Origin of the sequence: Pantoea sp. X85 (genome assembly GCF_029623675.1) — a bacterium.
GTDB lineage: Bacteria > Pseudomonadota > Gammaproteobacteria > Enterobacterales > Enterobacteriaceae > Pantoea > Pantoea leporis.
In genome coordinates this window covers 2,864,740-2,888,307 of the sequence record NZ_CP121108.1, presented here as the reverse complement: position 1 = coordinate 2,888,307, position 23,568 = coordinate 2,864,740, and the positions used below count along the sequence as shown (strand labels likewise).

Sequence of the window (23,568 nt, the reverse complement as noted above, 5' to 3'; positions counted from 1 at the left end):
CGCACAGGGAGAGAAGAATGAATAACCGCCTGACCGGTTTGGCGCTAGCCAGCTTACTGCTGGTGGGTTGTGCCAGCTCAAAACCGGCTGAAAATACGGAACCTGCGCAGCGCAGCGATCCGCTGGAAGGCTTTAACCGCACGATGTTTAACTTCAACTACAACGTGCTGGATCCGTATGTTCTGCGTCCGGTGGCAGTCGCCTGGCGCGATTATGTGCCGGTGCCGGCACGTAGCGGCATCAGTAATGTGTTATCCAACGTTGAAGAGCCCGCCAGCATGGTCAACGCCATTCTGGTGGGTGAACCGCGCCAGGCAGGCATCCACTTTACCCGCTTCTTCCTGAACACCGTGTTAGGGCTGGGTGGCTTTATCGACGTGGCGGGCAAAGCCAATCCGGCACTGGCGCGTGAAGTGCCGCATCGCTTTGGTAGCACGCTGGGACGTTATGGCGTCGGTTACGGCCCGTATGTTGAATTGCCGGCCTACGGTAGCTTCACCATCCGTGAAGATGGCGGTGACTTCGTTGATACGCTCTATCCGGTCTTAAGCTGGTTGAGCTGGCCGATCTCGGTAGGTAAATGGACGCTGGAAGGGATTGAAACCCGTGCGCAGTTGCTGGATTCGGACGCCATTTTGCGTCAGCAGCAAGATCCGTACGCCTTTATTCGTAATGCCTACTTCCAGCGACATGACTTTATTGCCAACGGCGGTAAGCTGAAGCCGGAAGATAATCCGAACGCCAGTGCGATTCAGGACGATCTGAAAGATATTGATTCTGAATAAAACAAAAAGGCGACTCAATGAGTCGCCTTTTTTATCAAGCTACGTATCAGAACTTGTAGTTAAAGTTCGCGCCGTACAGCCAGGCTTTACCTTCAGAGTTAAAGGTATACGGGCCTTCTTTCACGGTGACTTTCTGACCGTGCATGTAAGAAATACCCAGGTCGACAGAAGCATCTTCATTGAAGGCGTAAGACGCACCGGCACTCAGCCACAGACGATCCTGATCCGGAATAGAGATAGAACGCTTATCGGCCGGAACCGGGCTGTCATCAAAGGCGATACCGGTACGGAAGGTCCAGTTATCGTCGTAGAAGTAAGTGGTACCCAACGCGATACGGTAGGCATCGTGGAAACTTTCATCCTTATAGAACAGCGTCTGGCCATTGCTGCCGGTGGCTTTCAACTCCTGAAATTGGCTCCAGCTGGTATAAGTCAGGCTATAGTGAACCGCCCATTGCGGCGCCACTTTATGCCAGCCTGACACTTCCCACATCTCTGGCAGATTCAAAGTCAGAGAACCCGGAATTGTGGTGCCGCTGGTGCCGTAAGGCAGGCCTAAAGCCAGTGCCTGCGGTGTACCGTTAAAGGCGGTGGGGATGTTGCTCTTGTAGTCACCGTCAAAGTCGACTTTTACTTCTGAGCGGTAGGTAAAGCCAAAGCGGTTATTTTTATCCACTTCGTACAGGATGCCGGCGTTCCAGCCGTAACCCCATTCATCACCTTTTAAATGCGCAATCTGGGTATCGGCTGGCAATCCTGCCACGGCACCTGCTTCACCGGCATAGCGCTCAATTTTCGCTTTTGCATAGACCGCATCAAAGCCGATACCGAAGCTGAAATTCTCATTCAGTCGATAAGCCGTGCTGATATTAAAATTACCGGTCATCAGGTCGGTTTTGCCGCCATAACCACCTGCGGTATAGCCGTCATTAAATTCGGTTGCTAAACCATAGTTTGAGGTCGCAGATGCGCCAATCCACCACTGATCGTTAATTGGGTGCACATAGTGAAGATTAGGGATCCACTGATTTGGGGCGATATTTTTGGCATCGAGGCTGCGACCTGTCGGGCTCTGACCGCTAATATCCACTTCGGGATCAATATAAACCGCGCCGATAGAGAAAGAAGGGCGATCCATTAATGCCATGGTTGCCGGGTTACGGCTGGCAGAGGCGGCGGTATCACCCATCGCACCTTCGCCGGAATATGCACGACCTAAACCAATTGCTGAGAATTCATTCAGTTGAAAGCCCGCGGCGTAAACATGAGAACAGACGAGCGTTACTGCAGCTGCCACAGCTGACTTTGCAAACAGGTTTTTATGGTTCATGACCACAACCTCATCCAGATTTATTATTTAACGTTGTTACGTCGCGTAACAAAGAGCGGCGAATTGTAGGGACTGATGGCAAAACCACATATCAGACCAGTGCGACGAGTATAGGTCCGACCTGTGTATTTGTTGCAATATTGTTTTTTAAATATTTCTGATTTGATCGATAAAATCAGATCTGCTTAACAAAATCTTAGCGGTTCGACTTAAACATAGCGTTCAATTTTGCTTTGGATCAATTTTTAGTGTGATATTCGTCACTTAGCGGCTTGAGCGTGGATGTGAAAACGCAGCAGGCGTACACTTTGCGGCAGAAAATAATCCGATTACGTTGAAATTATCGTCAGGAGAGAATCATGACTGATGCCATTAAAAAGTGTAATGCCAACGAAACGGCGGCCTGCTGCTGTGTCGATGTGGGAACCGTGATGGATAACACCGATTGCACCGCAAGCTGGTCTGGCGTGTTTGCCGATCGCCATGCGGCGGAAGCGATGCTGGCGCATTTGACTGAACGCGCGCGTCAGGTGGAATCCGATCCTTGCGATATTCGCGCGGATTTTGCCAATGAAGGCGACGCGGTGCGCCTGTCTATCGACTTCACCTTTGCCTGCCAGGCCGAAACCCTGATTTTCCAGCTCGGCCTACGCTAATCATGCCGCTGCCGAAACCCCTTCGGCAGCCTTAACTCATTTTCGTGTATTCCCTCGCACTTTTTTCCTCTGCTTATTGGCTACTTAGCAACACTTAGTTAACACTGATGATCAGGTCAGACCTGTTTGGCAATGATGCCCCGGTCGAAAAATACAGGTGATTGCAATGAGCAAAGCGCAGCCGCTGCTGACGCGTCAGGGCGAACGTATCGCCATAACCCACGGATTACGCACCCCTTTTACCCGTCAGGCGACCGATTTCCACGGCATTCCCGCGCTGGAGCTGGGGCGCATGGTGATCAGCGAACTGATGGCGCGCAGCGAATTACCGGTCGAGTTTATCGATCAACTGGTGTTTGGCCAGGTGGTGCAGATGCCGGAAGCGCCCAACATTGCGCGTGAAATTGTTCTGAGCAGCGGATTAGGCGTGCATACCGATGCCTATAGCGTTAGCCGCGCCTGCGCCACCAGTTTTCAGGCGGTGGCAAACGTAGCGGAAAGTTTGATGGCGGGCACCATCGATGCCGGCATTGCCGGTGGCGCGGATTCATCCTCGGTGCTGCCGATTGGCGTCAGTAAAACTCTGGCGCGTGCGCTGGTGGATCTCAACAAAGCGCGCAGCTTTAGTCAAAAACTCAGCATCCTGCGTCATTTGCGTCCGCGCGATCTGTTGCCGGTGCCACCGGCGGTAGCGGAGTATTCCACCGGATTACGCATGGGTGATACCGCCGAGCAGATGGCGAAAAGTCACGGCATCACGCGTGAACAGCAGGACGCGTTAGCGCTGCGTTCGCACCAGCATGCGGCGCGCGCCTGGCAATCGGGCGTGTTAAGCCAGGAAGTGATGCCCGCATTTGTGCCGCCGTGGAAAGCGCCCATCGAGCAGGACAACAATATTCGCTTCAACGCCAGCGCCGCCGATTACGCCAAACTGCGCCCGGCGTTTGATCGTCGCCACGGTTCGGTGACCGCCGCCAACAGCACGCCGCTGACCGATGGTGCCGCAGCGGTGATCCTGATGCGTGAAGGGCGCGCGCGCGAACTCGGCATTCAGCCGCTCGGCTATCTGCGCAGCTATGCTTTTACGGCGATTGATGTCTGGCAGGATATGCTGCTTGGACCGGCCTACGCCTCGCCGCTGGCGCTGGAGCGCGCCGGCATCACGCTCAACGATCTGACGCTGATTGATATGCACGAAGCCTTTGCCGCACAAACCTTAGCCAACCTGAAAATGTTCCGTGACGAACGCTTTGCGCGCGAGGTGCTGAATCGTCCGCATGCGTTAGGTGAAGTCAATGAAGAACGCTTTAACGTGCTTGGCGGATCGATTGCTTATGGTCATCCGTTTGCCGCCACTGGCGCACGCATGATCACGCAAACGCTGCAGGAACTGCGGCGGCGCGGTGGCGGATTGGGATTGGTCACCGCCTGCGCGGCGGGCGGCCTGGGCACGGCAATGGTTTTGGAGGCCGAATAATGAGTGAATCCGCCTTTCATTTACACATGCGCCTCGACCACGTCGGTGTGATCACCATCGATGTGCCGGGCGAGAAGATGAACACGCTGAAGGCCGAGTTTGTGCCGCAGATCAAAGCGGTGCTGGACGAAGCGCGCAGCCATCAGCAGTTGGCTGGATTAGTGTTGATCTCCGGCAAGCCAGACAACTTTGTTGCTGGTGCGGATATCAGCATGATCGCCAACTGCAAAACGGCGCAGGAAGCTGAGGCGCTGGCAAAGCAGGGACAAGATGTGATGGCGATGATTGCCGCGCTGCCGTTTCCGGTAGTGGCGGCGATTCACGGTGCCTGCCTCGGCGGCGGTCTGGAACTGGCGCTGGCCTGCGATGCGCGCATCTGTTCGCTGGATGACAAAACGCGCCTCGGTTTGCCGGAAGTACAGCTCGGTCTGCTGCCGGGTTCTGGCGGTACACAACGTTTGCCGCGCCTGATTGGCGTACAGCAGGCGCTGCCGCTGATCCTTACCGGCAAACAGCTGCGCGCTAAACAGGCGCTCAAGCTGGGGATTGTCGATGACGCGGTGCCGCAATCAATTCTGCTGGAAACGGCGATTGCGCGCGTACATAAAGGAAAAGGCGCGCGCCGGGAGCTTTCGCGCCGCGATCGTTTGCTGCAGGGACCAATCGCGCGTCAGGTGCTGTTATCGCTGGCGCAGCGGCAGACTCACAGCAAAACCCAGGGCAACTATCCAGCGGCCCAGCGCATTCTTGACGTGGTGCGCATCGGTCTGGAGCAGGGCAGCAGCGCCGGGCATGAAGCGGAAGCGCGCGCCTTTGGCCAACTGGTGATGACGCCAGAATCGGCCGCGCTGCGCAGTTTGTTCTTCGCCTCAACGGCCTTAAAGAAGGAGTCGATGGCCAGTGTCGAGCCGCAAGTGCTGAAGCAGATTGGCGTGCTCGGCGGCGGTTTGATGGGCGGCGGCATCGCCAGCGTTACGGCGCTGAAAGCCGGTTTGCCGGTGCGCATTAAGGACATCAATCTGGTCGGCGTGAATCATGCGCTGCAATACAGCTGGGATCTGCTGAGCAACAAGGTGAAGATGCGACAGCTAAAAGCCGCCGAACGTCAGCAGCAGATGGCGCGCATCAGCGGCGGCACCGATTATCAGGGATTCAGCCAGCGCGATCTGGTGATTGAAGCAGTATTTGAGGATCTGGCGCTCAAGCAGCAGATGGTCAGCGAAATCGAAAGCCATTGCCAGCCGCACACCATTTTCGCCTCCAATACTTCGTCGCTGCCAATTGCTGATATCGCAGCCAAAGCCCAGCGGCCTGAAAACGTAATCGGTCTGCATTTCTTCAGTCCTGTGGACAAAATGCCGCTGGTGGAGGTGATTCCTCACGCCAATACCTCGGCGCAAACGCTGGCAAATACGGTACAGCTGGCGCGTCAGCAGGGCAAAACGGCGGTGGTGGTGGCGGATCGTCCCGGCTTTTACGTTAACCGCATTCTCGCGCCCTATATAAATGAAGCGATGCACTGCTTGCAGGAAGGTGAGCCGATTGAGCATATCGATCGCGCTCTGGTCAAGTTTGGTTTCCCGGTTGGGCCGCTGCAGCTGCTGGATGAAGTGGGCATTGATGTCGGCAGCAAAATCAGCCCGATTCTTGAGCAGGCTTACGGTTTGCGTTTCAGTGCCCCCAACGCCGCGAACGCCATTCTGGCCGACGGCAGAAAAGGGCGCAAAAATCACAAAGGGTTTTACCTCTATCAACGTTCGCGCTGGCCGGGAAAACGCAAAGTCGATGCTTCCCTTTATTCACTGCTGAATATCAAACCGCAGGCAAGGCAGAGCGAAGCGCAGATCGCTGAGCGCTGCGTCTTGATGATGCTGAACGAAGCGGCACGCTGTCTGGATGAAGCGGTGATCCGCAACGCGCGTGATGGCGATATTGCGGCGGTATTTGGCATCGGTTTTCCGCCGTTCCTTGGCGGTCCGTTCCGCTATATGGATCAGCGCGGCATTGGCGATATCGTCAAAGCATTAAGGTCATTAATGCAGCAACATGGCGAGCGTTTTGCGCCGAGTGAGGCGCTGCTCGCAATGTCAGAACAGCAAACGAATTTTTACACTTCTGCACAATCGTGAATAGGCGCACAGATTCAGCGGGTTAGTCAGCGGGCCGCGCAGCGGCAAGCGCGGCACCATTCTGAGATATGCTTATTTAATAAACAACCGGTTGACTATACTGAAGCCATTGGGGTAAAACACACCGTTCATTCGCAGAATGAAGCGTCTGGTGCTGTGGTACCGGCCGATATCGACAAACAACAGCGGTGCTTTATGCAAGTTTTTATCATGCGTCATGGCGATGCAGCTCTGGAAGCAGCGAGTGATTCCGTTCGACCTCTCACACTCTGTGGCTGTGATGAATCGAGAGCGATGGCGAGCTGGCTCAACGGCAAAACGCCAGAAATTGATCGGGTATTAGTCAGTCCTTACCTGCGTGCCGAGCAAACGCTCGCCACGGTGCGCGAAACCCTGAAATTGCCAGAAGGGCAGGATGTCTTGCCGGAACTGACGCCGGGCGGCGATCCAGGCATGGTGGCCTGCTATCTGCAGGCGCTGGCACAAAAAGGGGTTAAATCGGCGCTGGTGATTTCGCATCTGCCGCTGGTGGGTTATCTGGTGTCTGAACTCTGCCCGCAGGAAGCGCCGCCGATGTTCGCGACCTCGGCAATAGCCTGCGTAAACTTTGATGCAGAGGCCTGCGAAGGCAAGCTGGAGTGGCAGGTCAGCCCGTCAAAATTGGCTAAAGCGATGTAATTCCGCTCTATGGGCCGCAAACGCGGCCCTATCCTTTTGTAGCGCGGCACGTCACGGCAATTCTGGCGGCTGCCACTCTTCCACCTCAATCAACACCAACAATGCGGCGTCGCCGCCAAACATTTTCGGTGCCTGATGAAACGCCATCACATGCGGATGTTGTGCCAGCCACAGCGGTGTTTGCTGCTTGAGGATGTGTTTGCCGTGCCCGGTCATCACGCTGGCGCAGAACAGATGTTCGCGGCGACAGGCGGCAATCAACGCGCCGAGCTCCTGCTTGGCCTGCATCTGTGTTAAGCCATGCAGATCGAGAAAAATTTCCGGCGTGTAATCGCCACGACGCAATTTCTTCTGCTCGTAATGGCTGACATCCGCCCGCACATAGCGCACCGGACCTTCGCTCGACAGCAACGGCTGAAACTCGTCTGAAAAATAATGGCTGTTATCGACCTGTTCTGAAAGCAGGCGTTTAAGCGGTACTTCGCGCGTTTTCACTACCGGTTTATGCACGATAGTGTCCTGTTTCAGCTTGCGGGTTCCACTCATTAACTGGCGGAACATCTCCTGATCGTCCTGGCTTAGCGGCGTTTTCTTACTCATGGCTCTGTGATTGGGTCAGAAAAGGCTGGTTAAACAGCCGGTGGCATACCTTAACCGTTACTGTTAACAAATGTCAGCTTTTTCGCCTCGCTGCGCTGAATTCTGCCCGGCTTCGTGGCACACTATCGGCCGATTGATTTTATGGCCTGCGGAGGGCTACGTGGACAAGATATTCGTCGATGAGGCAGTGAATGAACTGCACACCATTCAGGACATGCTGCGCTGGGCTGTCAGCCGTTTTTCGGCGGCAGGCATTTGGTACGGCCACGGCACGGATAATCCCTGGGACGAAGCAGTCCAACTGGTTCTGCCAACGCTGTGGCTGCCGCTGGATATTCCAGAAGATATGCGCAATGCGCGCCTGACTGCCAGCGAGCGTCATCGCATTGTTGAGCGCGTGATTCGCCGCGTCAACGAGCGCATTCCGGTGGCGTATCTCACCAACAAAGCCTGGTTCTGCGGCCACGAATTTTACGTTGATGAGCGCGTATTAGTGCCGCGTTCACCGATTGGTGAACTGATTGAGAACCGCTTTGCCGGTTTGATCAGCGATTCGCCTCATCACATTCTCGATATGTGTACCGGCAGCGGCTGCATCGCCATTGCCTGCGCTTACGCCTTCCCGGAAGCGGAAGTGGATGCAGTCGATATCTCCACCGATGCACTGGCTGTCGCCGAGCAGAACATTGAAGAGCATGGCCTGCTGAACCACGTCACGCCAATCCGCGCCGATCTGTTCCGCAACTTGCCGCCGGTGAAATACGATCTGATCGTCACCAATCCGCCGTACGTGGATGCGGAAGATATGGACGATCTGCCGAACGAATATCGCCACGAGCCGGAACTGGGTCTGGCGGCGGGCAGCGACGGCCTGAAACTGGTGCGTCGCATTCTGGCCTGTGCGCCGGATTACCTCACCGAGCAAGGCGTGCTGATTTGCGAAGTGGGTAACAGCATGGTGCACATGATCGATCAGTATCCAGACGTTCCGTTTACCTGGCTGGAGTTTGATAACGGCGGTGACGGCGTGTTTATGCTGACGCGCGAGCAAATCGTGGCGGCACAGCATCACTTCTCATTTTACAAAGACTAAATAAGAGGGCGAGCGCTCGCCCGCAACATCGCAACAAGGAACCAGCATGGCCGGAAACAGCATCGGACAAGTTTTTCGCGTAACCACTTTTGGCGAGTCGCATGGTATTGCGCTGGGCTGCATCGTTGACGGTGTGCCACCCGGCATTCCGCTGACGGAAGCCGACATCCAGCACGATCTCGATCGTCGTCGTCCTGGCACTTCGCGCTATACCACGCAGCGCCGCGAGCCGGATCAGGTGAAAATTTTGTCTGGCGTGTTTGAGGGCGTGACGACGGGAACCTCAATCGGTTTGCTGATTGAGAACACCGACCAGCGTTCACAGGATTACGGCACCATCAAAGATCTGTTCCGTCCTGGCCATGCCGATTATACCTACGAGCAGAAATACGGCCTGCGCGACTACCGTGGCGGCGGCCGCTCTTCTGCGCGTGAAACCGCGATGCGCGTGGCAGCAGGGGCGATTGCCAAGAAGTATCTGCAGATGAAGCACGGCATCGTGGTGCGCGGCTATCTGGCGCAGATTGGCGATGTGGCCTGCGAGCTGAAAGACTGGAGCATCGTGGAAGAGAACCCGTTCTTCTGCCCGGATGCCTCCAAACTGGAAGCGCTGGATGAGCTGATGCGCGGCCTGAAAAAAGAGGGTGACTCTATCGGCGCCAAAGTTACCGTGCTGGCAGAGAACGTGCCGCCGGGCCTGGGCGAGCCGGTATTTGATCGTCTGGATGCGGATTTAGCGCATGCGCTGATGAGCATCAACGCGGTGAAAGGCGTGGAGATCGGTGACGGTTTTGCGGTGATCAATCAGCGCGGCAGTCAACATCGCGATGAGATCCGTGCCAACGGTTTCCAGAGCAATCACGCGGGCGGCATTCTGGGCGGCATCAGCAGCGGCCAAACCATTAGCGCCAATCTGGCGATGAAACCGACCTCCAGCATCACCGTGCCAGGCAACACCATCACCCGCGAGGGTGAAGAAGTCGAGATGATCACCAAAGGTCGTCACGATCCCTGCGTCGGCATTCGCGCCGTGCCGATTGCCGAAGCGATGATGGCGATTGTGTTGATGGATCACCTGCTGCGCCAGCGTGCGCAAAACGGTGACGTCAACAGCAGCGTTCCGCGCTGGTAAACCCGATGATGCGCCGTCTGCTCATTATCTATGCCGCGCTGCTATGCAGTGCGGCCGCCGTTGCCGCCACGCCGTGGCAGCAAATTCATCAGCCGATTGCCGGCAGCCCGCAGTCGATTGGCGGCTTCGCCAACGGCTGTATTGTGGGTGCGCAGCAGTTGCCGCTTAACTCACCTAATTATCAAGTGATGCGCCAGGATCAGCGCCGCTATTTCGGCCATCCCGATCTGATCGCCTTTATTCAGCGTCTTAGCACCCAGGTTCATCAGCTTCAGCTGGGACAAGTGCTGATTGGCGATATGGGCATGGCGGCGGGTGGACGTTTTAGCAGCGGCCACGCCAGCCATCAAACTGGTTTAGACGTCGATATCTGGCTGCAGCTGCCGAAAACCCGCTGGACGGCGCAGCAGTTGCTCAAGCCGCAGCCGCTCGATCTGGTTTCTGCCGATGACAAACAGGTGATTGCGCGTCACTGGCAGCCGCAAATCGATAGCCTGATTAAACTGGCGGCGAAAGATGATGAAGTGACGCGTATCTTCGTCAATCCAGCGATCAAAAGGCAGCTTTGTGCCGATGCTGGCAGCGATCGTGCGTGGCTGAATAAAGTGCGTCCGTGGTTTGCTCATCGTGCGCACATGCACGTGCGTCTGCGTTGTCCGGCGGGGAGCCTTGATTGTGAAGACCAGGCACCTCAACCGGCGGGTGATGGCTGTGGCGCTGAGCTGGACAGCTGGTTCCTGCCGAAAAAGCCAGGCAGCACGCCGCCGGTGAAGAAAACGCCGCCGCCACTTCCGCCGTCTTGCCAGGCTTTATTAGACCGTCATTTATTATAACCGTGAGAATTTGAGTTGCGGCAAGGCGGCAAGTTCGTTCATCTCCAGGAGCTTACTTAAGTAAGTGACTGGAGTGGGCGAGCGCAGCCAACGCAGCTGCAGCTCAAAGGATCGCGGTTATTTGAGGATTAAAATGGATTGGTTCGTTGTCAGCCCACTGATCATCTGTGTGCTGTTTTTTGTGGCAATGCTGGCGGCGTTTATCGACTCCATTGCCGGTGGCGGTGGTTTACTCACCGTGCCTTCCTTATTGGCTGCTGGGCTGTCGCCTGCACAGGCGTTAGCCACCAATAAGCTGCAATCGGTCGGCGGATCGTTCTCCGCCAGCCTCTATTTCATCCGACGTGGTGCGGTGAATCTGAGCGAGCAGTGGCTGAATATCGCCATGACCTTCCTCGGCGCGATTGCTGGCACCATTCTGATTCAGCACTTACAAGCGGATGTGCTGCGCCAAATCTTACCGCTGCTGCTGATCTGCATCGGTTTGTGGTTCCTGCTGATGCCGCGTTTAGGTGAAGCCGATCGCGAACGTCGTCTGCACGGTTTGCCCTATGCGCTGGTAGGCGGCGGCTGCGTCGGCTTCTACGATGGCTTTTTTGGTCCCGGCGCCGGCTCGTTCTATGCGCTGGCCTTTGTTACGCTGTGCGGCTTCAATCTGGCGAAAGCCACCGCCCACGCCAAAATCCTAAATTTCACCTCGAATTTTGGCAGTTTGCTGTTCTTTATGTTCGGCGGAAAAGTGGTGTGGGGCACCGGCGCGATTATGTTGCTCGGCGCCTTTATTGGCGCGCGCCTCGGCGCCAGGCTGGTATTGAGCCGTGGTCAGAAACTGATTCGCCCCATGGTAGTGATCGTTTCTGCGGTAATGAGCGCTAAATTGTTATGGGACAGTCATGGCGCAGAACTGATGGCCTGGCTGGCCACGCTGTAATCCAACACTCGTCAAGACCGGCTGCCAATGCGACAATGGCGCCGGTTTTTTTTTAAGATTAAAAATTATGAGTACAACACACCATTACGATCAGCTGATTACCATCTTTGATGGCTGCTTCGTTGACGATTTTCAGACCCGTCTAATTAAAGGCGACGACGAACCTATTTATCTTCCAGCGGATGAAACCTCACCGTGGAATCGCGTGGTGTTCGCGCATGGCTACTACGCCAGCGGACTGCATGAAATTTCCCACTGGTGCATTGCCGGTGAAGCGCGCCGCAAGCTGGTGGATTTTGGTTATTGGTATTGTCCGGACGGACGCGATGCGCAAACGCAGAGCCAGTTCGAATCGGTTGAGGTAAAACCGCAGGCGCTGGAGTGGTTATTCTGCGTGGCGGCGGGCTTTCCCTTCAACGTAAGTTGTGACAATCTCGAAGGCGATTGTGAGCCAGATCGCATAGCGTTTCAGCGCAAAGTGCATGCACAGGTGATGACGTATCTGCAGCAGGGCATTCCGGCACGACCAGCTCGCTTCATCGATGCACTGACGAATTATTACGGCACGCCGCCACTGACGGCGGCACAATTCCCCTGGCCGGAAGATCTGTAATCCGCGAAGGTTATAAGAAGAGAGGAAGAGATGATCGTAGAATTTGAAACCCGCATTCTGGCCCTGATTGATGACATGGTCGATCACGCCAGCGATGACGAGCTGTTTGCAGGCGGCTATCTGCGTGGTCATCTGACCCTGGCAGTGGCGGAGATTGAGCTGAGCGGTGAACACACGCCGGAAGCGCTGCAAACTCACGTCACCAACAGCCTGCAAAAAGCCATTGCTGCTGGCGAACTGTCACCACGCGATCAGGCGCTGGTCACCGGCATGTGGGACAATCTGTTCCTGCAGGCTCGTCAAACCGCTTAACGTCTCGGGGCGATCGCTCGCCCCGCAGATTATCGACCCGCTTTTTTACCCTTCAGCAGTTTTCGCACCCAATAGCGATTTGGATTCATCGCCGCCAGCGTGGCTGCATCCAGCGGCTGCGGTTCGCCGCTCATCTGCGCCGCCAGCACTTCGGCCGCCAGCGGTGCGCTGCACAAACCACGCGAACCTAATGCGCCCAACACAAACAAACCGTTATGCACCGGCGCATCGGCTACGCTTGCACCGCGCGCACGCTGTTCTGGCAGATCGGCGTATTGCGTGAGTGTCGCTTCATAATCTGGCGCGCTGCCGCTCATCGGCAGATGATCGCGCGTGGCACAGCGCACGCCGTTGCGCGCCTGGTTATCGGACACATCAACCTGATGCGGCCATTGGCTCTGCGGCAGACAGTTAATCAGCCGTTGGCGATTCTCCTGCTGATCGTCGGCGCGGAAATCTGTGGCGGTATCGCCGCGATGATAGCTGGCGCCGATGCAATGGGTGGCGAAGTTCGGGCTGACCGGCGTGAGATAGCCGTCGTAACACAGCACGGTGCGCAGCGCGCCCAACGACGGATTAGTCGGCGCGTGGCTCACTTGTCCCGCCACCGCGTACACCGGCAGCGTTTTGCTGTGCTCAAGTTCCAGCAACGCGTGACCATTCGCCAGCACCACTTGGGAATGCTGCACCGGCGGCTGCTCATCAAAGTGCAGCGTCCAGCGATCTTCATCGCGCGTTAATTGCGTGATGCGATGTAGCCAGTGCAGGCGTAATCCCCGCGATTGCGCGTACTCCAGCAGATTGCTGGTCAGCTGTGCAGGCGACAGCCAGCCGCCTTGCGGATAAAAAATCCCGCCGACATCAAGTTCAACGCCCGCCAGCTGTTGCGCTTCTTCTTTATTAACGCCGTACGCGATGTCATGCGGCAGTGCCATGTTGAGCATCTGCGCAATTTTCTCCGCGCTTTTATCATCCCAGCCCAGCTGCAACACGCCGCTCCAGTCATGCTCAAACTCCACTGGCAGCCGATCATACAGACGTCGGGCAAAACCAAAAGCGGCCGGGAAGAAGGTGGCCAGCGCGGGATCGTGCTGGTTGAGCAGCGGATAGAGCGCGCCCTGACGATTGCCGGATGCGCCCAGCGCGGGCGCGTCATCGGCGCAGTAGAGCGTTACGCGCCAACCGCGTCGCAGCAGCGCCAGCGCCAATACTGCGCTGGCGACGCCGCCGCCAATCAGCGCTACTTTATTGCTGCCTGCCGGTGGGCGTGCATACCACGGCTGGCTGTGCGGCAATGCAGCGGCTTGCTCCAGCACGCCGACCAGCATTTCACGCTTGTGACCAAAGCCTTTGCGCTTCTGCATACTGAAACCGGCGTCCTGCAACCCGCGTCGCACAAACCCCGACGCGGTAAAAGTCGCCAGCGTGCCGCCCGGCCGGGCGAGGCGCGCCATCGCGGCGAACAGATCTGGCGTCCACATCTCAGGATTTTTTGCCGGCGCGAAGCCATCAAGGAACCACGCATCCACCTGACGATTGAGGCTGTCATCAAAGGTGTGAATTAGCGCGTTAATATCACCAAGCCAGAGGTCCAGCGTGACTTCGCCGCCGTTAAACAGCAGGCGCTGACAACCCGGCAACGCCTGCGGCCACTGCTGTTGCAGCTGTTCGGCCCACGGCTTTAGCTCCGGCCAATGGGCATGCGCAGCCACCAGATCGGCGTGCGTCAGCGGGAATTTCTCGCAGCTGATGAAGTGCAGACGCTGCAAAGTGGCGTTGGGTTGCTCATTGCGGAAGCGATCGAAGGCTTGCCACAGGGTGAGAAAGTTCAGACCAGTCCCAAAACCGCTCTCGGCGACAATAAATAAATCGCGTGAATGTTCAGCAAAACGGTGCGGAATATGGTTGCCATCGAGGAACACATAGCGCGTTTCCTCCAGTCCATTATCGTTGGAGAAATAGACGTCGCCGAACGCTCGGGACACAGGTGTACCCTGTTCATTCCAGTTTATTTGGGCGTGTTCAACCGGGGTTAATTTCACGGGAAAGGCTCATATTTCAGGCAGTGGCGCGAGTTTAGCGATAGACGTCACATGACGCAAATTTACAAAGGGAAATGGCTGATCGGACTTGTTCGGCTTACAACTGTACGCTAGAGTGCACCACATCCAAATATGTGGAACGAGGATTATTGAATGAAACGTGCAGTGATTACTGGCCTGGGTATTGTTTCCAGCATTGGTAATAACCAGCAAGAAGTGCTGGCTTCTCTGCGTGAAGGCCGTTCCGGTATTACTTTCTCTGAAGAGATGAGAGATGCCGGTATGCGCAGCCACGTATGGGGCAACGTCAAACTGGATACCAACGGGCTCATCGATCGCAAAATCGTGCGTTTTATGAGTGATGCCTCTATTTATGCCTACCTTTCAATGGCCGAAGCGATCAAAGACTCAGGCCTGACTGACGAACAGTATCAGCAAAACCCACGTGTGGGTTTGATTGCCGGTTCTGGCGGCGGTTCTCCGCGTTATCAGGTATTTGGTGCTGACGCCATGCGTAGCCCACGCGGCCTGAAAGCGGTCGGTCCTTATGTGGTGACCAAGGCGATGGGTTCAGGCGTTTCTGCTTGCCTGGCAACCCCGTTCAAAATTCACGGCGTGAACTACTCCATCAGTTCAGCCTGTGCTACTTCTGCACACTGCATCGGTAACGCGGTTGAGCAGATTCAGCTGGGTAAACAGGACATTGTGTTTGCTGGCGGCGGTGAAGAGCTGAGCTGGGAAATGGCCTGTGAGTTCGATGCGATGGGCGCACTGTCGACCAAATACAACGAAACGCCAGAAAAAGCCTCACGTACTTACGATGCCAACCGTGACGGTTTCGTCATTGCCGGCGGCGGCGGTATGGTGGTGGTTGAAGAGCTGGAGCACGCTCTGGCACGTGGTGCACACATTTATGCTGAGATCGTGGGCTACGGCGCAACCTCAGATGGCGCAGACATGGTAGCTCCTTCAGGCGAAGGCGCAGTGCGCTGCATGAAGATGGCGATGCAAGGTCTGGATACCCCAATCGATTACCTCAACACCCACGGCACTTCTACGCCGGTTGGTGATGTGAAAGAGCTGGGTGCGATTCGCGAAGTGTTCGGCGATAACTGCCCATCACTGTCTGCTACCAAAGCCATGACCGGTCATTCACTGGGTGCGGCGGGCGTGCAGGAAGCGATCTACACTTTGCTGATGCTGGAGCACGGTTTCATCGCGCCAAGCATCAACGTGGAAGAGCTGGATGAAGCGGGCAAAGGTCTGAACATCGTGACCAAACCGACTGATAAAGCGCTGACCACCGTGATGTCGAACAGCTTTGGCTTCGGCGGGACTAACGCCACTCTGACCATGCGTAAGTATCATGCGTAAGTTGCCAGCATAATCCCGTAGGATCGCCATTCATGGAGACCTGATTATGCTAGCAATATCACAAGGGCCGGTTATCCGGCCCTTGTTGTTTTGACATTCCACCTTCAGCTTGCCTACACTCCCACTCCATCCGAAACAAAATTATCGCTTTTAGCTTAGTGTGAACCAAATATCCCGTTTCTGTTTTGGCAGCAAGCGCGTGTCTGGTTATTACAAGGAGTTCGACCCACCATGACCACGACTGCTGACGCGCAAACGCAATCCGTTATGCCGCTGGCCTGCACCTCCTTTGCGGTATTCCTCACCTATCTGACCGCTGGCCTCGCGCTACCGGTCATCCCGCTGTATGTCCATCATGAACTCGGCATGAGTAACCTGATGGTTGGCGTGGCGGTGGGGATTCAGTTCTTCGCCACGCTGTTGACGCGCAGCTTTGCCGGGCGTCGAGCCGATCAGCACGGTGCGAAACTCACCACGCAGCACGGCATACTGGCCATCGCGCTGGTGGGCGTGGCGTATCTGGCGGCCGCGTTGTTACCGGTTTCTCCGTGGATGAAGTTTGGTTTGCTGGCGGTAGGGCGCTTGCTGTTAGGATTCGGCGAAAGCCTGCTGCTGACCGGCAATCTGACCTGGGGCATGGGATTGGTGGGCAGCAAACGTTCCGGATTAGTGATGTCATGGAACGGCATGGCGATTTATGGATCGCTGGCGGCTGGCGCACCGCTCGGCTTGCAGATCAATCAGCACGGCGGCTTTGCTGCTCTCGGTGCGGTTGCGCTGCTGTTGCCGCTGCTGTCGCTGGCGATAAATGGCTGGATCCGCAAAGTGCCGGTGGTGGGCGGCGAGCGGCCATCGCTGCTTAGCGTAGTGAAAACCATCTTTCAGCCGGGACTGGCGCTGGCGCTGCAGGGCACCGGTTTTGCGGTGATCGGCACCTTTACGTCACTCTATTTTGCTGCGGAAAACTGGGGCAACGCCGGTTTTGCGCTGACCGCCTTCGGCTGTGCGTTTGTGCTGGTGCGCGTGTTCTTTGGCGGCTTGCCGGATCGTCACGGCGGCGTAAAAGTAGCGATGATCTCTTTGCTGGTGGAAACCGCCGGTCTGCTGCTACTGGCGTTCGCCACTTCTGGCTGGATGGCGCTGATTGGCGCGGCTTTGACCGGCTGCGGCTGCTCGCTGATCTTCCCGGCGCTGGGCGTTGAAGTGATTAAACGCGTATCGCCACAGATTCGCGGCACCGCGCTTGGCGGTTTCTCTGCATTTCAGGATATCGCGTACGGTGCCAGCGGCCCGTTGACCGGCTTACTGGCGACGGCGCTGGGTTACGGCTCGGTCTATGTTGCGGGTGCCTGTTGTGCGGCGCTGGGCATTCTGGTTACCTGGAGCTTTGCGCGGGCTGTGACAACAGCGTAACCAGCTTATCGCAGGCGCTGACAATCTCCCCGGGTGTCAGCGCCGCAAAGCCCAGTCGCTGGCTAACTGGCAGCTGGACCGCAATTCTCGCCACGCCCGCTGCACACTGCGGCTGCTAAATAAACAGCCACAGCAGGAAGATAAACAGGAAGATGCCGACAATCAGCGTTAACGCCGGGCGCTGCGCCAGCGGTTGCGGCAGCATCTGGATAAACGGCGACCAGATGGGCTGCGGCCGAATTTCGCTATCGGCCAGCGGCTGTTCGTGCAGTTTCTCGGCGCGGCGGCTAAACAGCAGATTCAGCAGATCCTGCGTCTGCGCTGGCGTCAGCACGGTGGTCGGCAGCGCCTGGAAACGTTGCTGGCTGTAATCTTCCAGCAGCCGCTGCTCATCATGGGTTAACGGCTGGCGCAGTGAGGTTTCCAGCATCTGTAAGGTTGGCGCACTGTGCTGAGCCAGCGTCTGGCGCACCTGCAAATATTGCGTCAGCAGCGGGAAGTGGCGTGAGGGAATCGGATCGCCACTTTTCAGATTCACCAGCTTCAGCGTATCGGCCAGCAGTTTCACCGGCGATTCACCGGTTTTCGCCGCAAGGCGCGTCACCTGCTGATTCAGCGACTGCTGTTCTGCCGGCAGCAAGCTGCGATCGGAGACGCGCGTTTGCTGCGGCTGCGGGATCGCCATCTGACCGTTTTGCAGCATGGTCAGCACCTGACGCAGCTGATCCTGCGACAACGCGCTCAATACCGTTTGGTTAAACTGCTGACGAATAAAATCGCTCACCGCCTGGCGATTATTGCCCTGCGGCAATTTTTCCAGCAGCTGTTGCAGCAGCTGGCGCGTAGCAAGACTGTTTTGCACCTGGGTTAAGCGACCGTTAAGATGCTGCTCCGCCGCCGGGAAGTGGCGCGATTGCAGCTCCGCCTCACTCTTCACCCCGACTTCATGCCGCACGCCAGCCCAGAGTTCCGGCGCTTTCAGCGTACTCAAAGACATAATGCGAACAATCAGACGTTCCAGCGTGGTGCGCTGGGCTGGAGAAAGCGGCTGCTCACCGGCTGGACCGCCAGGACGCGTCGGGCCAGTGGCCTGAGATAAAGGGGAACGATCGCCCGCGGGCACACCGGGACCGCTGAGAGGTTGCATGGCGGAATCCTTGAAAACGGGTCAGATCCGGGTGCGCCGGAAAAAAGAGGCCACATCATAGCAAAAGCCCCCAGGAAATCCACGGGGGCTGCGGCCTTTCCGGATAATAAAGTCAGGCGGCGGGATCGGGAAGGGTCGCGCTGCGCGGCTTACGCAGCGGGGTTTTCAGCCGTTGCGCCAGAATAACGCCGACTAACGTCATGCCGCCGCCAATCCAGTGATAGCCATGCAGCTGCTCATGCAGGAACATCACGGCAATAATGGCCGTAAACGCCGGTACGAAGTTCATAAAAATGCTGGTGGTGCTGGCGCCCAGACGCTGCACGCCAAGGATCCACAGGAACGGCGCGATGATCGACGCAAACAGCCCGGCATACAGCACCAGCGGCAGATTGTGCTCGTTGAGCGTGACATCCGGCGCGCGCAGGAAGCCAGGCAGCAATAGCAGCACGCCAAAGAAAATCTGCACATACAGGCTTTGCCAGGTCGGCAGCGGAATCGCCCAACGTTTGGTCAGCACGCCGTACAAGGCGTACGAGGTCGATGCTGCCAGCATCATCAATTCGCCATTGCCGAGCCGTTGATTTAGCAACTGTGCCGGGTTGCCTTCGCTCACCAGCCATACCAAACCGGCGAACGACAACACGCCGCCAATCAGAATGCCGCGCGTCGGCGCGAGGCGCAGCACAACCAGACTGAGCAGGATGGTCAGCAGCGGAATGGTCGCGCCGAGAATTCCCATCATCACCGCAGAAACGCTGTGCGCCGCGTAATAGGCGAGACTTTGATACAGCACCATGCCAAGCAGACCCAGGAACAGCAATCGCCAGCCGTTGGCTTTAATGGTGTGACGATGGCGCCACACGCCCGGCAGGCAAAACGGTGTTAGTACTACCAGCGCCAGCAGCCAGCGATAGAAGGAGATCGCCGCAGGATCGATACTTCCAGCCGAGAGTTTGCTGACGATAGTGTTGATCGACCAGATCAGCACTGCGATCAGCGGAAACAGTAAATTCATGATACAGCTCCTCAAATAATCGCGAATAGTTTACGTTTGACCGGTTTAACGCAGATAGTTAAAATCGGACAATATTTGTTAGTGACCGGACAGAATGAATCTACAAGTCGAATACCAGCCGCCGATTGATGCGCCTTTGCTGCGCTTCTTCATGCGCTATGACGAGGTCAACGCCAAAACCGAATACCTCACCCATGCGCATGATTGGGGCCAGGTGATTTTCGTCACCAGCCACGTGCTGGAGATGGAAGTGGAGGGCGAACGTCTGCTGACGCCCGCAGATATCCCAATCTGGATTCCGGCCGGCCATCGTCACAGCAGCTACAACCACAACGAAGCGCGTTTTCGCACCTTTAATCTTGCCGCCGATCTCTGCGCGGGCCTGCCGGATAAAGCCTGTTTATTGCATGTCGATGCCATTGGGCACGCCATCATGAATGATTTTGCCCGCCGTGAACTGGAGCAGCCGCAAACGCAAGCCGACTGGCGCATGTGTGAAGTGTTGATCGATCGCCTGCGTCTGGCGCCGGTGCATAACAGCTATTTGCCGATGTCAGATGACAAATTCCTCGCGCCGATTCTGCGCGCGCTTGAAGCGCATCCCGGCGATAACACCACGCTGGCACAATGGGCGAAGCGCGTGTTCACCACCGAGCGTACGCTAGCGCGACGCTGTCAGCAGCAGTTGAATATGTCATTCAGCGAATGGCGGCAGCGTTTACGCTTTCTGCGTGCTATCGCGCTGCTGGAGCAGGGTTGCAGCGTGCAGGGCATCGCTCACGAGCTGGGTTACAGCTCGGCGTCGGCGCTCATTGTGATGTTCCAGCAGCAGGCCGGTACCACGCCCGATCGCTATCGCAGTCGGTTAGGTTAATCCCCGGCTTTATGGCAAAATACGCGCCTTAAATTTTTGCAGACAGGACCGCCGCAGTGAAAATTCTCGTCGATGAAAATATGCCTTATGCCCGTGAACTCTTCAGCCGCACCGGCGATGTGCTCGCGGTGCCGGGCCGTCCGCTGCCGGAAGCTGAGCTGCAGGATGCCAGCGGGTTAATGGTGCGTTCCGTCACCAAAGTGAATGCGGCGCTGCTGGCCGGTACGCCGGTGAAGTTTGTCGGCACCGCGACCGCCGGCACCGATCATATTGATGAAGCATCACTGGCGGCGGCAGGCATCAGCTTCTCTGCGGCGCCTGGCTGTAATGCCATTGCGGTGGTGGAGTATGTGTTCTCCTCGCTGCTGCTGCTGGCGGAGCGCGATGGTTTTGAATTGCGCGATCGCACCGTGGGCATTGTTGGCGTGGGGAATGTTGGCGGCCGCCTGCAGAAGCGTCTGCAAGCCTGGGGCGTGAAAACGCTGCTGTGCGATCCGCCGCGCGCCGATCGTGGCGATCAGGAAACCTTCCATTCGCTGGATGATCTGGTGGCGCAGGCCGACATCCTGACCTTCCACACGCCGCTGTTTAAAGATGGCCCATATAAAAGCTGGCATCTGGCCGATGCGGCGCTGCTGATGGCGCTCAAACCCAACACTATTCTGATCAACGCCTGCCGTGGTGCGGTGGTAGATAACGCGGCGCTGCTGGCAGTGCTGAAGATGCGCCACGATCTCAGCGTGGTGCTGGATGTGTGGGAGCCGGAGCCGGATCTGTCGCTCGATTTACTGGATAAAGTCGATATCGCCACCGCGCATATCGCTGGCTACACGCTGGAGGGTAAAGCGCGCGGCACCACGCAAGTGTTTGAAGCCTGGTGCGACTTTATCGGCCAGCCGCAACAGGTGGCGTTGGAAAGCCTGCTGCCGGCACCTGAATTCGGTTCTGTCACTCTGCGCGGCAAACTCGATCAGCCAACGCTAAAACGCTTAGTGCATCTGGTGTATGATGTGCGCCGCGACGATGCGCCACTGCGTAAAGTGGCGGCAAAGCCAGGCGAGTTTGATCGCCTGCGCAAGCAATATCAAGAGCGTCGTGAGTGGTCATCGCTGCAGGTGCATTGCGATGATGCGGAGACGGCGGCGATGCTCAATCAGCTTGGCTTCCGCGCCAGTTTGTAAAGAAATTTCAATCACCTGCACTATTGCGGGGGATAATTCCTAAATCTCGGGCGATGTTTTCATCGCCTTCTGTTTTTGTGTCAATCTCTGGAGTAACCAACATGTCTGACGGCTGGAATATCGCGCTTTTGGGCGCAACAGGCGCAGTAGGGAACGCTGTACTGGAACTGCTGGCTGAACGCCAGTTCCCGGTTGGTGAGTTGTATTTGCTGGCGAGTGAAAACGGTGCCGGTGAGAACAAACGTTTTGAGGGACGTACCGTGCTGGTGCAGGACGTGGCCGAATTTGACTGGACGCAAGTGCAGCTGGCGTTCTTCACTGCGGGTCGTGAAGCCTCGGCGCGCTATGCCGAAGAAGCCGCCAGCCAGGGTTGTCTAGTGATCGATAGCAGCGATCTGTTTGCGCTCGAACCGGATGTGCCGCTGGTGGTGCCGGATGTGAATCCACAGGTGCTGGCGGATTACCGCAATCGCAACATCATTACCGTTGCCGACAGCCTGGTAAGCCAGCTGCTGTGCGCAATCAAACCGCTGGTGGATCTGGCTGGTCTGAGCCGTTTGCAGGTAACCAACCTGATTGCGGCCTCCAGCCATGGTAAAGCGGCGGTTGATGGCCTGGCCGGTGAAAGTGCGCGTTTGCTGAACGGCGTGCCGGCGGAAACGCACTATTTTGGCCGCCAGCTTGCGTTCAACATTTTGCCGCTGCTGGCGGACAGCAATGGCAGCGTCGAGAGCGAACGTCGCGTGGTTGAGCAGGTACGTAAAGTGCTGCAGGACGAAGGTTTGCCGATCGCGGTAAGCAGCGTGCAGGCGCCGGTGTTCTACGGCAATGCGCAGATCGTACACGTGGAGAATCTGCGTCCGCTCTCTGCAGAAGAAGCGCGCGATGAACTGGGCCGCTCCGGTGATATCAACCTGACTGAAGAGAGCGATTACCCCACGCAGGTGGGCGATGCTTCCGGCAGCGACGTGCTGAGCATTGGCTGCGTGCGCAATGATTACGGCATTCCAGAGCTGCTGCAGTTCTGGTCTGTGGCAGACAACATCCGCTTCGGCGGTGCACTGATGGCGGTGAAAACGGCTGAGAAACTGGTGCAGGAGTATTTCTATTAATGTTGCCTGAAGGGAAAACGCTTAAGCTGGCGTTGGGTATTGAATACGATGGCAGCCGTTATTACGGCTGGCAGCGGCAAAATGAAGTGCGCAGCGTGCAGGAAAAGCTGGAAAAGGCGTTGTCGAAAGTGGCCGATCATCCGGTGGTGGTGTTCTGCGCGGGCCGTACCGATGCTGGTGTGCATGGCACCGGACAAGTGGTGCATTTCGAAACCACCTCACCGCGTGCTGACGCAGCCTGGACGTTGGGTGTGAATGCCAATCTGCCTGATGACATCGCGGTGCGCTGGGTGAAAGCGGTGCCGGACGAGTTTCATGCGCGTTTTAGCGCCACGGCACGCCGCTATCGCTACGTGATTTACAACCATCGGCTGCGTCCGGCGATTCTGGGCAATGGCATTACCCATTATTATCATCCGCTGGATGCAGAGAAGATGCAGCGCGCTGGTCAGGCGCTGATTGGCGAGAATGACTTCACTTCGTTCCGTGCGGTGCAGTGTCAGTCACGCACGCCGTGGCGCAACGTGATGCATCTCAACGTCACGCGTCATGGGACGTATGTGGTGGTGGATATCAAAGCCAATGCATTTGTGCATCACATGGTGCGTAACATTGTCGGCAGCCTGATGGAAATCGGCACCGGCAACCAGCCGGAAGAGTGGATGGCGACGCTGCTCGCGGCCAAAGATCGTAAGCTGGCGGCGGCGACCGCCAAAGCCGAGGGGCTTTATCTGGTAGCGGTGGATTATCCATCCCACTTTGCATTACCTCAGCCTGCGTTGGGACCGTTGTTCCTCGCGGATTAACCGTTAATTGTTGGGTGTTAGGGGAGTTGTGG

The 23,568-nt window shown here is 56.8% G+C and carries 22 protein-coding genes; 17 read left to right on the top strand and 5 right to left on the bottom strand.

Annotated features, from left to right (window positions below):
- Positions 1-17 precede the first annotated feature (17 nt).
- Positions 18-785 carry a phospholipid-binding lipoprotein MlaA gene (gene mlaA, locus P6287_RS13310; RefSeq protein WP_101763617.1) on the top strand — a complete coding sequence of 256 codons (768 nt, stop codon included), beginning with the start codon at positions 18-20 and terminating at the stop codon, positions 783-785.
- Positions 786-831: 46 nt separating this feature from the next.
- Here the strand turns inward: mlaA and fadL are convergent, their stop codons facing one another.
- Positions 832-2,115, bottom strand: coding sequence for a long-chain fatty acid transporter FadL (gene fadL / locus P6287_RS13305; RefSeq protein ID WP_101763618.1), 1,284 nt, complete (start codon positions 2,113-2,115; stop codon positions 832-834).
- Between the two features lie 359 nt (positions 2,116-2,474).
- On the opposite strand from fadL, the gene P6287_RS13300 reads away from it, so the two are divergent.
- From P6287_RS13300 to sixA, 4 genes are all read left to right on the top strand, one after another.
- Positions 2,475-2,771 (top strand): YfcZ/YiiS family protein, encoded by a 297-nt coding sequence (locus P6287_RS13300; protein WP_101763619.1) that lies wholly within the window; start codon positions 2,475-2,477, stop codon positions 2,769-2,771.
- Positions 2,772-2,937: 166 nt separating this feature from the next.
- On the top strand, positions 2,938-4,248 hold the full coding sequence (gene fadI, locus P6287_RS13295) for an acetyl-CoA C-acyltransferase FadI (protein ID WP_277973852.1): 1,311 nt from the start codon (positions 2,938-2,940) through the stop codon (positions 4,246-4,248).
- Complete coding sequence (fadJ, locus tag P6287_RS13290; protein ID WP_277973851.1) at positions 4,248-6,377, top strand: fatty acid oxidation complex subunit alpha FadJ; 2,130 nt, start codon at positions 4,248-4,250, stop codon at positions 6,375-6,377. Before fadI ends, fadJ begins: the two co-directional genes overlap by 1 nt.
- A gap of 195 nt (positions 6,378-6,572) precedes the next feature.
- On the top strand, positions 6,573-7,055 hold the full coding sequence (gene sixA / locus P6287_RS13285) for a phosphohistidine phosphatase SixA (protein ID WP_101763719.1): 483 nt from the start codon (positions 6,573-6,575) through the stop codon (positions 7,053-7,055).
- Between the two features lie 51 nt (positions 7,056-7,106).
- Here the strand turns inward: sixA and smrB are convergent, their stop codons facing one another.
- On the bottom strand, positions 7,107-7,655 hold the full coding sequence (smrB, locus tag P6287_RS13280; RefSeq protein WP_101763622.1) for an endonuclease SmrB: 549 nt from the start codon (positions 7,653-7,655) through the stop codon (positions 7,107-7,109).
- A gap of 160 nt (positions 7,656-7,815) precedes the next feature.
- On the opposite strand from smrB, the gene prmB reads away from it, so the two are divergent.
- The 6 genes from prmB (at position 7,816) to P6287_RS13250 (ending at position 12,569) form a co-directional block, all read left to right on the top strand.
- Positions 7,816-8,748 carry a 50S ribosomal protein L3 N(5)-glutamine methyltransferase gene (gene prmB / locus P6287_RS13275; RefSeq protein WP_110866547.1) on the top strand — a complete coding sequence of 311 codons (933 nt, stop codon included), beginning with the start codon at positions 7,816-7,818 and terminating at the stop codon, positions 8,746-8,748.
- A gap of 46 nt (positions 8,749-8,794) precedes the next feature.
- Entirely contained in the window at positions 8,795-9,880 is a 1,086-nt protein-coding gene (aroC, locus tag P6287_RS13270; protein WP_101763624.1) for a chorismate synthase, read from the top strand.
- Between the two features lie 8 nt (positions 9,881-9,888).
- On the top strand, positions 9,889-10,713 hold the full coding sequence (gene mepA / locus P6287_RS13265; protein ID WP_277974933.1) for a penicillin-insensitive murein endopeptidase: 825 nt from the start codon (positions 9,889-9,891) through the stop codon (positions 10,711-10,713).
- 133 nt (positions 10,714-10,846) lie between these two features.
- Positions 10,847-11,644 (top strand): sulfite exporter TauE/SafE family protein, encoded by a 798-nt coding sequence (locus tag P6287_RS13260; protein ID WP_137386214.1) that lies wholly within the window; start codon positions 10,847-10,849, stop codon positions 11,642-11,644.
- A gap of 67 nt (positions 11,645-11,711) precedes the next feature.
- Positions 11,712-12,257 carry an elongation factor P hydroxylase gene (locus P6287_RS13255; RefSeq protein WP_101763626.1) on the top strand — a complete coding sequence of 182 codons (546 nt, stop codon included), beginning with the start codon at positions 11,712-11,714 and terminating at the stop codon, positions 12,255-12,257.
- A 30-nt stretch (positions 12,258-12,287) separates the two neighbouring features.
- On the top strand, positions 12,288-12,569 hold the full coding sequence (locus tag P6287_RS13250; RefSeq protein ID WP_008101252.1) for a YfcL family protein: 282 nt from the start codon (positions 12,288-12,290) through the stop codon (positions 12,567-12,569).
- Between the two features lie 29 nt (positions 12,570-12,598).
- Here P6287_RS13250 and mnmC read toward each other — a convergent pair whose 3' ends face one another.
- Positions 12,599-14,611: a bifunctional tRNA (5-methylaminomethyl-2-thiouridine)(34)-methyltransferase MnmD/FAD-dependent 5-carboxymethylaminomethyl-2-thiouridine(34) oxidoreductase MnmC gene (gene mnmC / locus P6287_RS13245; protein ID WP_277973850.1), complete on the bottom strand. Its 2,013-nt coding sequence runs from the start codon at positions 14,609-14,611 to the stop codon at positions 12,599-12,601.
- Positions 14,612-14,764: 153 nt separating this feature from the next.
- Between mnmC and fabB the strand changes: the two genes are divergently transcribed.
- Positions 14,765-15,985, top strand: coding sequence for a beta-ketoacyl-ACP synthase I (gene fabB, locus P6287_RS13240; protein ID WP_101763628.1), 1,221 nt, complete (start codon positions 14,765-14,767; stop codon positions 15,983-15,985).
- 231 nt (positions 15,986-16,216) lie between these two features.
- Positions 16,217-17,398, top strand: coding sequence for an MFS transporter (locus P6287_RS13235; protein ID WP_277973849.1), 1,182 nt, complete (start codon positions 16,217-16,219; stop codon positions 17,396-17,398).
- A gap of 115 nt (positions 17,399-17,513) precedes the next feature.
- Here P6287_RS13235 and flk read toward each other — a convergent pair whose 3' ends face one another.
- Positions 17,514-18,545, bottom strand: coding sequence for a flagella biosynthesis regulator Flk (gene flk / locus P6287_RS13230; RefSeq protein WP_101763630.1), 1,032 nt, complete (start codon positions 18,543-18,545; stop codon positions 17,514-17,516).
- A 112-nt stretch (positions 18,546-18,657) separates the two neighbouring features.
- The gene (locus P6287_RS13225; protein WP_137386208.1) at positions 18,658-19,563 is read right to left on the bottom strand and encodes an EamA family transporter; all 906 of its coding nucleotides are present in this window, start codon (positions 19,561-19,563) and stop codon (positions 18,658-18,660) included.
- A 94-nt stretch (positions 19,564-19,657) separates the two neighbouring features.
- On the opposite strand from P6287_RS13225, the gene P6287_RS13220 reads away from it, so the two are divergent.
- The 4 genes from P6287_RS13220 to truA all read left to right on the top strand — a co-directional run bounded on the left by P6287_RS13220 (position 19,658) and on the right by truA (position 23,536).
- Positions 19,658-20,437: a helix-turn-helix transcriptional regulator gene (locus P6287_RS13220; RefSeq protein WP_192411461.1), complete on the top strand. Its 780-nt coding sequence runs from the start codon at positions 19,658-19,660 to the stop codon at positions 20,435-20,437.
- A 56-nt stretch (positions 20,438-20,493) separates the two neighbouring features.
- Positions 20,494-21,618 carry a 4-phosphoerythronate dehydrogenase PdxB gene (gene pdxB, locus P6287_RS13215; RefSeq protein ID WP_277973848.1) on the top strand — a complete coding sequence of 375 codons (1,125 nt, stop codon included), beginning with the start codon at positions 20,494-20,496 and terminating at the stop codon, positions 21,616-21,618.
- A gap of 101 nt (positions 21,619-21,719) precedes the next feature.
- A complete protein-coding gene (locus P6287_RS13210) occupies positions 21,720-22,730 on the top strand; it encodes an aspartate-semialdehyde dehydrogenase (protein ID WP_277973847.1) in 1,011 nt (336 codons plus the stop codon).
- Entirely contained in the window at positions 22,730-23,536 is an 807-nt protein-coding gene (gene truA, locus P6287_RS13205; protein WP_277973846.1) for a tRNA pseudouridine(38-40) synthase TruA, read from the top strand. The genes P6287_RS13210 and truA overlap by 1 nt, the downstream gene beginning before the upstream one ends.
- Positions 23,537-23,568: the final 32 nt, after the last annotated feature.

What these genes read in the sequence shown, in the direction of transcription:
- mlaA (WP_101763617.1), top strand. Translation starts at nt 18, where the DNA reads ATGAATAACCGCCTGACCGGTTTGGCGCTAGCCAGCTTACTGCTGGTG.
- fadL (WP_101763618.1), bottom strand. Translation starts at nt 2,115, where the DNA reads ATGAACCATAAAAACCTGTTTGCAAAGTCAGCTGTGGCAGCTGCAGTA.
- P6287_RS13300 (WP_101763619.1), top strand. Translation starts at nt 2,475, where the DNA reads ATGACTGATGCCATTAAAAAGTGTAATGCCAACGAAACGGCGGCCTGC.
- fadI (WP_277973852.1), top strand. Translation starts at nt 2,938, where the DNA reads ATGAGCAAAGCGCAGCCGCTGCTGACGCGTCAGGGCGAACGTATCGCC.
- fadJ (WP_277973851.1), top strand. Translation starts at nt 4,248, where the DNA reads ATGAGTGAATCCGCCTTTCATTTACACATGCGCCTCGACCACGTCGGT.
- sixA (WP_101763719.1), top strand. Translation starts at nt 6,573, where the DNA reads ATGCAAGTTTTTATCATGCGTCATGGCGATGCAGCTCTGGAAGCAGCG.
- smrB (WP_101763622.1), bottom strand. Translation starts at nt 7,655, where the DNA reads ATGAGTAAGAAAACGCCGCTAAGCCAGGACGATCAGGAGATGTTCCGC.
- aroC (WP_101763624.1), top strand. Translation starts at nt 8,795, where the DNA reads ATGGCCGGAAACAGCATCGGACAAGTTTTTCGCGTAACCACTTTTGGC.
- mepA (WP_277974933.1), top strand. Translation starts at nt 9,889, where the DNA reads ATGCGCCGTCTGCTCATTATCTATGCCGCGCTGCTATGCAGTGCGGCC.
- P6287_RS13260 (WP_137386214.1), top strand. Translation starts at nt 10,847, where the DNA reads ATGGATTGGTTCGTTGTCAGCCCACTGATCATCTGTGTGCTGTTTTTT.
- P6287_RS13255 (WP_101763626.1), top strand. Translation starts at nt 11,712, where the DNA reads ATGAGTACAACACACCATTACGATCAGCTGATTACCATCTTTGATGGC.
- P6287_RS13250 (WP_008101252.1), top strand. Translation starts at nt 12,288, where the DNA reads ATGATCGTAGAATTTGAAACCCGCATTCTGGCCCTGATTGATGACATG.
- fabB (WP_101763628.1), top strand. Translation starts at nt 14,765, where the DNA reads ATGAAACGTGCAGTGATTACTGGCCTGGGTATTGTTTCCAGCATTGGT.
- P6287_RS13235 (WP_277973849.1), top strand. Translation starts at nt 16,217, where the DNA reads ATGACCACGACTGCTGACGCGCAAACGCAATCCGTTATGCCGCTGGCC.
- flk (WP_101763630.1), bottom strand. Translation starts at nt 18,545, where the DNA reads ATGCAACCTCTCAGCGGTCCCGGTGTGCCCGCGGGCGATCGTTCCCCT.
- P6287_RS13225 (WP_137386208.1), bottom strand. Translation starts at nt 19,563, where the DNA reads ATGAATTTACTGTTTCCGCTGATCGCAGTGCTGATCTGGTCGATCAAC.
- P6287_RS13220 (WP_192411461.1), top strand. Translation starts at nt 19,658, where the DNA reads ATGAATCTACAAGTCGAATACCAGCCGCCGATTGATGCGCCTTTGCTG.
- P6287_RS13210 (WP_277973847.1), top strand. Translation starts at nt 21,720, where the DNA reads ATGTCTGACGGCTGGAATATCGCGCTTTTGGGCGCAACAGGCGCAGTA.
- truA (WP_277973846.1), top strand. Translation starts at nt 22,730, where the DNA reads ATGTTGCCTGAAGGGAAAACGCTTAAGCTGGCGTTGGGTATTGAATAC.